The following is an 11,101-nucleotide window of genomic DNA, read 5'->3' on the forward strand; positions in this document are numbered from 1 at the left end:
CCCCGAACCGCGCCTACGACGGCGCTCCGGGCAGCGTGTGAGAAATCCGGGCTAGCGCTTGGGTACGCGAAGATCCGGCACGCCGCACCGGCCGAGCAACTGAAGCTCCCCGACTCTTGAACTATCGCGACACGTCGACGATCTCGCCTAAATTGAGGGCAATGGTCCGCCGGTCGGACTCGGCGCCGTCGCAGCTTGCGAGGGAGTCGGGCGTGGGGCAATCGGTCGACCGAAGCCTTTCTAGCCGGGAGCCCGTAATTAAGATGTCGGTTCCCTGACGCCGGCGGGCTTCGCCTCTCGCCCGGAACGTACCTTGGAAACCAAGGGAGCACGGGCAAACGAAGGCCTGTGAGGACCCGGTAACGGGAACGCGTAGCTGCGGGAAGTTCTTCATCATCAAAGACGTTTCTTTCCCGATTGATCTGATCCCGCGACCACGCCTAGCGTAAGGCGAACAACCGCAACTCAACAAGGCTTGACCAGAATCTATGGTTCAGCGAGGTTGTGTCTCGGTTCGCGCTGTCAACTCAAAGGTAGAATAGTCGACAAGGCGCCGTCTCATGTACAAGCATCTTGGTGCCCGGTGAGAGTTTGTTCAACGGGATAACTTCAAGAAAGCGAAACGAGCCTTGAAGGAGAAAGGAACGAGGGATTGCCTAGAAAGCGCATATACGGATTCACGCCCCCACCGCGAAAGAAGCCGCCGCCTCCCCCCAAAACGATACAGGGTGTAGAAGGATCAGGTGTTACTGTTACTCTTGCGGGCGAAGAGTGGTTTTGTTTGGAAATCAAGTCTAAGGATTTGTTCACCAACTTCACGTTTCAAGTAAATGGCACTAAGGAGCCTATCAGCCATCAGCTCGTTACCATCCATAACCTTCTGGAAGGAAGACGATCTTCGTGATGTGGTTGAATTCATCCAGAAAATGCTTGATGAACATGGTAAGGGCTCGGCCAAGACCGAAGGGCGTTGAGCGTGTGTTGCGGGGGCTAGGTGTTCCGATTAGACCGGGGAGGGGTTTCATCAGCCTCCAAGCCTGTATGGAAAGGTGATCGGTTCACCGAAGGGGCCAAGGTTCCATTTCTTGACTCCGCCCCCCACACCCTCTGAGTACACCGAAAAGCCGGGGCATGGGAAACCGTATTTCGGCGTTCTTGTTTCGTACCTATGGAGCGGCGTATCGTTGTCGGCTAAGGAGGTGATACATGACGGACAAGCGTGATGAGGATTCGGAAGGCGCGGCGGCACCAGAATCCGATGTGGAAGTGAAGGCGCTAGAGGAAGCGTGGGATGCGCTAGAGGAAGAACCTTCGGAAGCACCAGGCTCGAGGGCGCGACAGCGCGCAAGCTGGCTAAGGCGCTGTTCAATTTTGGTCGGAAGCCTTAGATGACGCCGGGTGAGGCGGCGGGGTACGTCACGGGCGCGGTCTTGATCTTCGTGGGACTCGGGTTTTTGGTTCGCTTTATTGCCGGGAAGCTTGGTGCTAAGGACCGGTCCATCGCGGTGATTCTAGTCTTGTCAGCGTGGGCGGCGGTTTATTACTTTCCCGAGATTGAAGACCCCACTGCACCTGTTCTTCCGGCGGTTTCGGGAGACACGCCCGCTACTCATCCAGCTTGTCAAGCTCGTGACGATATCCTTGGAGAAATTGAGCAAGGGCGTGTGCAGTTGGAGGAGCTTAATGCCAGATTTGACAGGGAGACTTCAGCCCGAGATATCGTTACAGTCGGTAGGGTTGAACAGTTCATGCTAGCCGACCGGGTAGCTTGGGACGCTGGATGTACCGAGTGTGCTGATCTAACGCGGTTTCGAGAGGCTTGGGACGTCCTGCTTGAAACGGTGGGCGGTAGTTTCGAGGGGGTGTCCTATCGCGATCTCGAAAGGATGGGCGGTCCGGCGCTTGACATTATGCGGCGGGAAATGGTTGCAGTCGCTCGGGCTTGTGCGGGCGATAGGTTGGAGGTAGGGGTCGAGGATGATCCCGGTTCATGAGTTTCCCGTCAACTCAAGTATGTAGTCCCCATTGCAAAAGATCGGCGGAGACGGCGTTAGTCCCTCTTTAGTTTCTGGCAACGGTCAGGTGATCTCGATGACAACCCACAAGAAACAGTCATCGTAAGTGGCTATGGTACGTCGAGTCTCCGACCGAGGAGGGCCTCGATCCCCGCGACCGCCGCCTCGTAATCGAACCGACCCCTCACAAGATCGACCTCCGCCTGCGTGAGCGTGATCTGCGCGTCCTGGAGTTCGAGAATCGTCGCGAGGCCGAGCTGGTAGCGCTCCTGCACGACCCGGAGGCTCTCTTCGCTGAGCTCGACGTTTCGCTCCGCCAGGTCGACGCTCGCGAGTGCCGACTGCGCCGTAGCGTATCGCGCGTCGAGCAGCGAACTGAGATTGAGTCGCGCCGCCCGCTCGTTTTGCCGGGCTTGGTCGGCGGTGGCGCGCGCGCGGAACAACTGCGTCTCGCGCTGGAAGCCATTGAAGAGGGGATAGCTGCCGGAGAGCCCGACGGACCACGAGCGGTTGGAGGGTGGGAACTCCTGGTTCGCCCACCCGTAGCCGGCGCCGACCGAGATCGTGGGAAGGTAGCTGGAGCGCGCGCCCGAAACGGCCGCCTCGGCAGCTTCGACGGCCAGGGAGGCCGCCTCCAGAGCGGGCGCCGTCAGATCGGCCATCGCGAACAACTCATCGCGGGTAAAGGGGATTGCGGCCATCGCGAGTTCCGCCTCAGCGGTCGGCCCCACGAGGGTCTCGGAGCCGATGACCTCGGTGAGTTCGAACGTCCGCGTGCGCGCGTTGTTCTGCGCGGTCAGCAGCGCGAGCTGCGCGTTGTTGAGGTCGACCTGCGAGCGGAGGGAGTCCGAGCGCGTCGCCCGTCCCAGCTCCAACTGCTGTCTGACGAACTCGAGCTGGTCCGCCTGCCGCTGGACGCGACGTTCCTCCACGGCCACGAGCTCGCGTGTGGCCACGGCCGCCGCGTAGGCCTGCTTCACCTGCTGGATGACCTGGAATTCGGCTTCGCGATAGCGGGCGTTCTGCTCGACGACCCCGAGCCGGGCGCTCTTAAGATTCGTGAAACGACCCCATCCGTCGAACAGCGTGTAATTTGCCTGGAGCCTCGTAGAGTAGCTCGTCGCGACGATCCCCTGGCTGAGCGCGTCGAGACGACCGGTGGACGAGTTCGAGTAGCTGAAAAACGCACTCACCCCCGGGAGGAGCGCCCCGTAAGCGCTCAGCCGGTTGTGCTCGGCCATCTCGATCGCGGAGTAGGCCTGGAGCAGCCCGGGGTTGCGGCGCAGCGCGATCTCGACCGCTTCATCGACCGTGATCTGGCGGACGTTGTCGCTCGCCTGCACCTGCGCCTCGGCCATCCGGGGCGACGCTGCCGCAAGCAGAGCCACCGGCAGCAGGACACCCCCCCATCGACGAAGACCGGCGCTCGGCCGGCCTCCGCACCCTGATCTATGTCGAATGGTCATCGTTTCCTCGCCCCCTCAGGGGCTGATTTGACGTCTCTCGGTTGTCAGTCGTTTCGCTGCGGGTCGTCGCGCTCCTGCGACCCCCGTTCACCGCCGCGCTCTCGCCCGTCGCCGTAGCGCTGCCGCAGCAACTCCCGATAGTCCTCACCCTGCTCCTCCGTCAGCACCGACTCGATCTGAGTCCGGACCGAGTCCAGCAGCGCCCGGTATTGCGGCTGAACCGCCTCGCGCAGCGCCCGCGCCTCGTCGCGGTAGTGGTCGAGGAAGCCCTCGATCCGCGACCGCTGCTCGGCCGTAAGGCCCAGTTCATCGGCAAACTGCTCGATTGCGGTCTGCCGCCCCCTCGATCGGTCATCGCGCTCCCGCGTGTCCGCAGAGCTGGCCTCCGCCACCGGCTCCTGCTCTTCCGCGCCGGCGAACAGATCGAGGCGGTCCGCCGCGACGCCGACTGCGGCGCCCGTCGCGAAGACGAGCGTCAGGAGCAGCGTCGCCCGGAATCTTGAAGTGTCCATACGCACCCGGTTCGTATCGCGTTTCAGCGAGTTACGGATTGATGAGCGCGGCCGTCAGCACCGCGTCGCGACTCGGCTCGATGAGGTCGATGAGCAGCGCGGGCGGGGCTTCGGCGTCCGGCGCCAGCGAGCGCACCAGCCCGACCGGCTCCTGATCCACGTCCGCGGCGAACTCGGGGGCGTCCGGCAGGGAGCTGCGATACAGCAGAACGCCGGCCGCGACGAGCAGCCCGGCGGCCAACGGCGCGAGCGCCGCGGACCAGCTCGCCGTCACGTCGAGCCACGAGAGCGGCCGCCGCTCGAACAGCGCTTCCGCCGCCGCCATCACGTTCCGGCGCAGGCGGCGTCGCGTGAGTTCGTCGGGCCGCAGGGGCTCGAGATACCCGGCCCACGCGGGCCCGCGCCCGCCGTTCCGACCCTGATCTCTCCTATTCATCCTCATCCGTTCCTCCGGCGCCGGACTCCGGCGCTTCGCCGAGAAGGCGGCGCAGCGCGTGCCTGCCGTGATGAAGGTTCGCCCTCGAAGTCCCGACCGCGATCCCGAGGATCTCCGCGATCTCCGCGTGGTCGTACCCTTCGAGGTCGTACATCATGACTGCCGTTCTCTGTCGTTCCGGAAGCTGCTCGAGCGCGTCGAGCACCCGCTTCCGGGCATACTTCCGCTCGAACTCCCGGTGCGGATCGTCCCGTGATGCCGCCGTGTCCTTCAGCTCCGAATGGGTCCGCAGCAACTCGCGCCGCCGGAGGTTCAGACACGTGCTCCTCAGCACGCGATAGAACCACGGGCCGAAACGGCTTCCCGGCCGCAACTGCCCGATCCGCTCGAGCGCGCGAATGAACGCGGCCTGCACCGCGTCTTCCGCGTCCTGCTCGTGCCGCAGAATCGACAGCGCCACGGCGTAGGCCGGGTCCGTGTATCTCGTTACGAACAGGGAAAACGCCTGCGAGTCGCCGGCCTGCACGGCTTCCACGAGGCCGGGTTCGTCCGCGCCGGGATCCGGCGGCTCGACAGGTCCGGAACCGGGACCGGCCGCGCCGTCCGGCGATCCGCCGCGCGTTTGCGTTTCCTCCGCCAAAGACGTCCCCATCGCTTGGGTAACACGCCCTCGAAGCCGGCCGTTGCACCGGCGCCCGCCGGCGTTCGCCCCGTGGCTTGTTCCTTCACCGTGGCCGTCGCATCTTCGGCTCCGTGAACAACGAAACGCAAGCCCGGCCCGCCGCCGCCGAAACGCCCGACCGAGCCCACGCTCTGGCCGGCCGAACCCTCATCCAGGAACGCATCCGCGGCATGCAAAAGGCCGTGGGGCGAAGGCTCTCGCCCGTCGACATCGTCCTCAGGAAGGCGGCTCCCGAGGTGCGGCGCCACCTGTTCGAGGAAGCGTGCGAGTTGTACTGGAACGAGATGAGCTGGGAGGAGATCACCGAAGAGGAACTCATCGGCGACGAGGAACTCACGGAGATGATCTTTCCCGGGCTGCTCGCGCTGATCGACGCGTTCCTTCCGAAGGCTCCGAACGGCGAGCCGGACCGCGACCGCGAACACCGCGAGGTCGTGCACGATTTCCTGGACTGGCTGGCCGCCCGCCTCGTGACCCTGCGCGAGGCGCGGCCTTCCGCGGAGGACGCGCGGGCGCGGAACCTCCGCCAGAAGAACGTGACGGACTCCCTCATCGACCTCATCGCGTTTCGCGTGTGCGCGCTGACTTCCGACGAGATCGAGACCTACCAGAACGCCTGACTCCATTCGAAGAACAAGACGGATGAATACCATAGTCTGCATGAAACGCGTGCCGGACTCGGCCACGCGGGTGAGAGTGACGGCCGACGGCGCGGGGCTGGACCCGGCCGGCGTCAAATTCGTCGTGAACCCGTACGACGAGTTCGCGCTCGAGGATGCGATCCGCCGCAGGGAAGAGGCGGGGGAGGGGAAGGTGACCGTCGTCGCGCTCGGCCCCCCCGAGACCGCCGAATCGATCCGCCAGGCGCTCGCGATGGGGGCGGATGAGGGCGTGCTGCTCGCGTGCGCGGGTTCGCACGACGCGCTTTCGGTGGCGCGCGCGCTGGCCGAGGAGATTCGTGACCGCGAATACGACCTCGTGCTGTTCGGCAAGCAGGCGATCGATGACGACAACATGCAGGTCCCGCAGATGGTGGCCGAGTTTCTGGGGCTCCCGTGCGCGACCGTCGTCGTCGGCCTGGAGATATCGGGAAGCGAGGCGATGGCGCGCCGCGAGGTCGAGGGCGGTCACGAAGTCGTCGAGTTCCCGCTGCCCGCGGTCGTGTCGACACAGAAGGGGCTCAACGAGCCGCGGTATCCGAGCCTCAAGGGGATCATGGCAGCGAAGCGGAAGCCTCTCGAGCAACGGGACGTGACGCTCGATGCGCCGACCATCGAGTTCCTCCGCCTCGATGAACCGCCGGCGCCGGCCGCGGGCCGGATCGTCGGAGAGGGCGCGCAGGCGGTGCCGGAACTGGTGCGGGCGCTGCGCGACGAAGCGGGAGTGCTCTAATGCCCGGGGCACTGGCGTACGCCGAGATCCGGGAAGGGGCGGTGAGCCGGGCCTCGCGGGAGGCGGTCGGGCTCGCGCGGCGGATCGCCGCCGACGCCGGAGGAGAGACTCACGTCGTCGCGCTCGGCCCTCCCGGCACCGCCGAGGCGGCCGCGCAACTCGCCCCCTTCGGCGCCGACCGCACCTGGGTGGGCGAGTCGGAGGCGCTCGCGCTGTGTCAGCCGGACATCGCCGCGGCGGCCATCGCCCGGCTCGTCAAGGCGGGGGACTACGACGCCGTGATCTTCGCGGCCACGGCTCAGGGGAGAGACATCGCCCCCCGCGTGGGCGCGCGGCTCGGGCGGAGCGTGGCTTCGGAAGTCATCGAGTGCCGGCGGGAGGACGGAGCCATCGTCGTCCGCCGGCCCATGTACGCCGGGAAGGCGATCGCGACCCTGCGCTTCACCCCGGGGCCGGCCGTGATGACGATCCGGGCCAACGTCTTCGCGCCGGCCGCGGCGGCCGCGGCGGGGGAGATCTCGAGTCTGGACCTCGAGGGGCTCGAGAGCCGGGTGCGTACGGCCGCCCTGGAGCAGGGGGACCGCGACCGCCTCGACGTGAGCGAGGCGACGACGATCGTCTCGGGCGGCCGCGGGATGCAGGGGCCGGAGCACTGGCCGCTGCTCGAGGCGCTGGTGGAGGCGCTGGGCGACGAGGCGGCGCTGGGCGCGAGCCGGGCGGTGGTGGATGCGGGCTGGCGGCCGCACGGCGAGCAGGTGGGCCAGACCGGCAAGACGGTGTCGCCCAACCTGTACTTCGCGGTCGGGATCAGCGGAGCGATCCAGCACCTGGCCGGGATGCGCACGGCGAAGGTCATCGTGGCGATCAACCGCGACGCGGATGCGCCGATCTTCGGGGTGGCGGACTACGGCCTCGTGGGAGACGCGTTCGAGGTGCTGCCCGCGCTCACCGAGGCGGTTCGCGAAGCCCGCGGCGGTGATTAGCAGCGTGTCGCGCTACGCGGGTCCGGATCGGCCGGCATGAGTCTCCGGGGCGTGCGCGAGGACATCGCGCGCTGGGCGGAGCGGGGCGATTCGATCGCCATGGCGACGCTCATCGCCGTGCGCCGTTCGGCCCCGCTGCCACCGGGCGCGCGGTTCGCGATCTCGGCTGCCGGAGAGCTGAGCGGCTCGATCTCGAGCGGGTGCGTGGAAGGCGACCTGCACGAACGGCTCTCCGCGCTGCTGGGCGGTGGCGCGCCGGCCTCCGTCACGTACGGGATCACCGACGAGATGGCCGCGGGCGTCGGCCTCTCCTGCGGCGGGGAGATCGACGTCCTCCTCGACCGCTACGATCCCGGCGACCCCGTCTGGCACCGCCTCTGGCAGCTCCAGGAAGCCGGCGCCCCCGGCGTCCTTCTCACCGGCGCGGCGCCGCCCACGCGCTCGCGGCAGCTCCTCCTCGAACCCGACCGGTCGTTGGGAACGCTCGGGTCCGCCGAGCTCGACCGGGCGGCCCGCTCCCGCGTCGACGACTGGCTCGGCCGGTCGGACGCCCGCGCCGTCGAACTCGTGCGGGACGATCCGGACAGCCTCGTCTTCGTCGAATCCTTCGCCCCGCCCCCGCGCCTCCTCATCGTCGGGGCGACCCCGATCGGGCATGCGCTGTGCGCCATGGCCCACCGAACCGGCTTCGAGGTCGTCGTCGTGGATCCGCGCGAGGCCTTCCTGCGGCCGGAGCGGTTTCCGGATGCCGCGTCGCTCGACTCGCGCTGGCCGGACGAGGCGATGGCCGCCCTCGATCTCGACCCTCGCACGAGCGTCGTCATCCTCACGCACGACGAGAAGCTGGACGAGCCCGCCCTCGAGACCGCGCTCGCCTCCCGCTGCGGCTACGTCGGTCTTCTCGGCGGCGGCCGGACGCAGCGGCAACGCCGAGAGGCGCTCCTCGCGCGGGGGCTGGACGAGGCTGCCTGCGACCGTATCCACGGTCCGGTCGGGCTGCGGATCGGCGCCCGCTCACCGGCTCAGATCGCCGTCTCCATCCTCGCGCAACTCATCGCCCTCGACCGGGCTCCGTAGCAGCCCGTGGTAAAGACCCTGCGGACGGCTGACGTCGGCGCGGGGTCGCGCGGCGCCGGATCAGTCGCGCGTGCGCCGGATCTTCCAGCGGTCGACCACGCGCCGTCCCCGCACGACCTCGAAACGGTCGAACTGCGCGACCGTGAGGCAGGCGTGATTCGGAAGGACACGGACCTTCTCGCCGATGGCGAACCGCCCGGAAAGGCGCCCGTGTTCCTGGCTCACCGAGGTCACGCGATGGTCGCTCAGCTCTCCTCCGGACGCGTCACGGAAGAGGCGGCCGTAGTGAGGCGGATCGTCCGGCCCCACATCCTTTGACAGGGCGAGGGCCCCACAGTCCGCGATGGCGCCGCCGGATCCGTCGCGCGCCGACACGACCGTCGCGAGCACCGTGACGGCGCAGTCGCCCACCGTGCACGATCCCAGCCGCGTCTGCGTGTAATCGTAGAGTGCGTAGTTCCCCGGCCGGGCCTCGTCGACCCCCTCCAGCGTCTCGACACGGCTCATTCCCGGGGTCGAACCGAGCGAGAGCGCTCCCGGCTCGAGCCCCGCCGCGCGGAGCGCGCGCCCCACTTCGACCATCGCCCGTCGCTCCTCATCCGCCAGCGCGGCGACGGCGGCGGGCGAGTCGGCGCCGTAGGTGTGGCCGGCGTGCGTCAGGCAGCCTCCGAGCGCGAGCCGGCCCGCGCGTGAGATCCGCCGTGCGAGTTCGACGACGCGGCCGCTGTCGTACGGGACGCCGGAGCGCCCGTAGCCGCAGTCGATTTCGAGCCATACCGAGAACGGAGTGTCCGCGGCCTCAAGGGCCTCGACGGCCGTGAGGGAGTCCACTGTCACGCCCAGTTCGACGCGGCCGGAAAGCGCGGCCGCCTCGCCGATCCGGGAGAGGTTCAGCGGAAAGGCCCACAGGATGTCACCGAAACCCGCCTCGGCGAAGACCCGGGCCTCCGCGAGCGTGGAGACGGTGATGCCGGACGCGCCGAGCGATCGCTGGAGTTCGGCGATCTCCACGCATTTGTGCGTCTTCACGTGGGGGCGAAGCCGAACGCCGAGCGCGTCCGCGCGTGCCTGCATGACCCGGAGGTTGTTCTCCAGGACATCGAGATCGAGGATAAGCGCCGGCGTGCTGAGACCGAGCAGATCCGGCGCGAGGATGGCGGCGTTCCCGGCGTTCACCCGCTCAAGGTAGTTGGGGGATCGCGGTTCCGCTAAGTTGGAACCGCCGATCCTGAGCACGAAACGAAGCGGGCTGTCAGTGACCGCAAAGCCGTAGAGGTCGTCTTATTCACGAAGAGAAGATCTTTCGGATCGGGCCGGAGGGTCGGGTTCCGGATGACGAACCGAGCGACGCGGATGTCGTGACCGCCGTACTGGAAGGCGACCGCGAGGCGTACGGAGTGCTCGTGCGCCGGTACAAGGACGTGCTGTACCGCTACGCGGAGCGCATGACCGGGCGGGCGGACGACGCCGCGGATATCGTACAGCGCACGTTCATCCGCGGTTTTCGAAGTCTCGACCGCTGCCGCGACCGGGAGCGGGTGGGAGGTTGGTTGTTCCGGATCGCCGTCAACCTGTGCAAGGATCAGTTGAAGGGGCGTGCGCGTCGGGAGGTGTCGCTGGAGGCGGCCGGCCCCCTCACGGCGACGAGAGGTCTCCCCGAGGCACGCGCCGAGCGGGCGGAGATACGGGAGCAGATTTACCGGGCCTTGCAGTCGTTGAGCGACGAGCAGCGTGAAGCCTTCGTCCTCAAGCACGTCGAGGGCTGGTCGTACGAAGAGATGTCGGAGAGACTTGGAGCTTCGGTGTCCGCGTTGAAGATGCGCGTCCATCGGGCTCGGGATCAGTTACAGGTGCTGTTAGAGAACTACCGATGAACGACGATCTGAAGCTGTACCTCGACGGAGAAATCGACCATTCGGAACTCTCGCGGGAGCTTCGCAGGGAGGCCGAACGATGGGATGCGCTCCTTTCGGACGTGCGGGATTCGGGGGTGCGGGGAGCTCCGGTCGGACTCGAATCGAGGGTCATGGCCGAAGTTCGCCAGGAGAGGCGCCGACCCCTGTCCGGTCTCGTCGACTGGTGGGTGCATCCCCGCTCCGTGCGCGTCCGGCCGTGGCTGGGACTCGCGGCCGCCGCCGTCCTCGGGGTCTTCTTCCTCTTGCCGCGAGAGAATGCGGTCACCGAGCCGGCGGGGGCGGCGACGGCGCTCGTGGGCGAAGAAGTCCACTACGTGCAGTTCCGTCTCGAGGCGCCCGGCGCGGCGTCGGTCCACGTGGCGGGCGACTTCAACGACTGGCAGCCGGAGGTCGCGCTGGCCGATCCTTACGGGACCGGCGTGTGGACCGGACGGGTGAAGCTCCCGCCCGGCGTGCACAAGTACATGTTCCTCGTGGACGGCGAGACGTGGATCACGGATCCGCACGCGGAACGGTATGTGGAGGACGGCTACGGCAACCAGAATGCCGTGATCGCGATCACGGGCGGCGCGGGCGCCCGCTCGCTGGCCCCCTGAGCAGCAGCCCGTGGCAAGAGCGCTGC

12 protein-coding genes are annotated in these 11,101 nt (G+C 67.3%); 7 read left to right on the plus strand and 5 right to left on the minus strand.

Features of this window, described 5'->3' with window-relative positions:
• Nucleotides 1-1,388 precede the first annotated feature (1,388 nt).
• Nucleotides 1,389-1,994: a hypothetical protein gene (locus tag RN743_RS15055; protein WP_310781021.1), complete on the plus strand. Its 606-nt coding sequence runs from the start codon at nucleotides 1,389-1,391 to the stop codon at nucleotides 1,992-1,994.
• Between the two features lie 131 nt (nucleotides 1,995-2,125).
• Here the strand turns inward: RN743_RS15055 and RN743_RS15060 are convergent, their stop codons facing one another.
• The 4 genes from RN743_RS15060 to RN743_RS15075 form a co-directional block, all read right to left on the minus strand.
• The gene (locus RN743_RS15060) at nucleotides 2,126-3,403 is read right to left on the minus strand and encodes a TolC family protein (RefSeq protein WP_310781023.1); all 1,278 of its coding nucleotides are present in this window, start codon (nucleotides 3,401-3,403) and stop codon (nucleotides 2,126-2,128) included.
• 122 nt (nucleotides 3,404-3,525) lie between these two features.
• Entirely contained in the window at nucleotides 3,526-3,993 is a 468-nt protein-coding gene (locus RN743_RS15065) for a hypothetical protein (protein ID WP_310781025.1), read from the minus strand.
• 31 nt (nucleotides 3,994-4,024) lie between these two features.
• A complete protein-coding gene (locus RN743_RS15070; protein WP_310781027.1) occupies nucleotides 4,025-4,429 on the minus strand; it encodes a hypothetical protein in 405 nt (134 codons plus the stop codon).
• Complete coding sequence (locus RN743_RS15075; RefSeq protein ID WP_310781029.1) at nucleotides 4,422-5,069, minus strand: sigma-70 family RNA polymerase sigma factor; 648 nt, start codon at nucleotides 5,067-5,069, stop codon at nucleotides 4,422-4,424. The genes RN743_RS15070 and RN743_RS15075 overlap by 8 nt, the downstream gene beginning before the upstream one ends.
• A 212-nt stretch (nucleotides 5,070-5,281) precedes the next feature.
• On the opposite strand from RN743_RS15075, the gene RN743_RS15080 reads away from it, so the two are divergent.
• The 4 genes from RN743_RS15080 to RN743_RS15095 are packed head-to-tail and all read left to right on the plus strand — an operon-like array spanning nucleotide 5,282 to nucleotide 8,563.
• Entirely contained in the window at nucleotides 5,282-5,731 is a 450-nt protein-coding gene (locus RN743_RS15080) for a hypothetical protein (protein WP_310781031.1), read from the plus strand.
• 22 nt (nucleotides 5,732-5,753) lie between these two features.
• Nucleotides 5,754-6,503, plus strand: coding sequence for an electron transfer flavoprotein subunit beta/FixA family protein (locus RN743_RS15085; RefSeq protein WP_310781032.1), 750 nt, complete (start codon nucleotides 5,754-5,756; stop codon nucleotides 6,501-6,503).
• Entirely contained in the window at nucleotides 6,503-7,486 is a 984-nt protein-coding gene (locus RN743_RS15090) for an electron transfer flavoprotein subunit alpha/FixB family protein (protein ID WP_310781034.1), read from the plus strand. The genes RN743_RS15085 and RN743_RS15090 overlap by 1 nt, the downstream gene beginning before the upstream one ends.
• Nucleotides 7,487-7,522: 36 nt before the next feature.
• Nucleotides 7,523-8,563, plus strand: a complete 1,041-nt coding sequence (locus RN743_RS15095) for an XdhC family protein (protein ID WP_310781035.1) — start codon at nucleotides 7,523-7,525, stop codon at nucleotides 8,561-8,563.
• 60 nt (nucleotides 8,564-8,623) lie between these two features.
• On the opposite strand, the gene RN743_RS15100 is transcribed toward RN743_RS15095, so the two are convergent.
• A complete protein-coding gene (locus RN743_RS15100) occupies nucleotides 8,624-9,739 on the minus strand; it encodes an alanine racemase (RefSeq protein WP_310781036.1) in 1,116 nt (371 codons plus the stop codon).
• A 182-nt stretch (nucleotides 9,740-9,921) separates the two neighbouring features.
• Between RN743_RS15100 and RN743_RS15105 the strand changes: the two genes are divergently transcribed.
• Together RN743_RS15105 and RN743_RS15110 are read left to right on the plus strand one after the other, a co-directional pair.
• Nucleotides 9,922-10,437, plus strand: coding sequence for a sigma-70 family RNA polymerase sigma factor (locus RN743_RS15105; protein WP_310781037.1), 516 nt, complete (start codon nucleotides 9,922-9,924; stop codon nucleotides 10,435-10,437).
• Nucleotides 10,434-11,075 carry a hypothetical protein gene (locus RN743_RS15110; protein WP_310781039.1) on the plus strand — a complete coding sequence of 214 codons (642 nt, stop codon included), beginning with the start codon at nucleotides 10,434-10,436 and terminating at the stop codon, nucleotides 11,073-11,075. Before RN743_RS15105 ends, RN743_RS15110 begins: the two co-directional genes overlap by 4 nt.
• Nucleotides 11,076-11,101: the final 26 nt, after the last annotated feature.

The organism is Candidatus Palauibacter scopulicola (genome assembly GCF_947581915.1).
Lineage (GTDB): Bacteria > Gemmatimonadota > Gemmatimonadetes > Palauibacterales > Palauibacteraceae > Palauibacter > Palauibacter scopulicola.

Bases quoted from the DNA above. Each gene is read 5' to 3' on its own strand.
- RN743_RS15055 (WP_310781021.1), top strand. From the start codon at position 1,389: ATGACGCCGGGTGAGGCGGCGGGGTACGTCACGGGCGCGGTCTTGATC.
- RN743_RS15065 (WP_310781025.1), bottom strand. From the start codon at position 3,993: ATGGACACTTCAAGATTCCGGGCGACGCTGCTCCTGACGCTCGTCTTC.
- RN743_RS15070 (WP_310781027.1), bottom strand. From the start codon at position 4,429: ATGAATAGGAGAGATCAGGGTCGGAACGGCGGGCGCGGGCCCGCGTGG.
- RN743_RS15080 (WP_310781031.1), top strand. From the start codon at position 5,282: ATGCAAAAGGCCGTGGGGCGAAGGCTCTCGCCCGTCGACATCGTCCTC.
- RN743_RS15085 (WP_310781032.1), top strand. From the start codon at position 5,754: ATGAATACCATAGTCTGCATGAAACGCGTGCCGGACTCGGCCACGCGG.
- RN743_RS15090 (WP_310781034.1), top strand. From the start codon at position 6,503: ATGCCCGGGGCACTGGCGTACGCCGAGATCCGGGAAGGGGCGGTGAGC.
- RN743_RS15095 (WP_310781035.1), top strand. From the start codon at position 7,523: ATGAGTCTCCGGGGCGTGCGCGAGGACATCGCGCGCTGGGCGGAGCGG.
- RN743_RS15110 (WP_310781039.1), top strand. From the start codon at position 10,434: ATGAACGACGATCTGAAGCTGTACCTCGACGGAGAAATCGACCATTCG.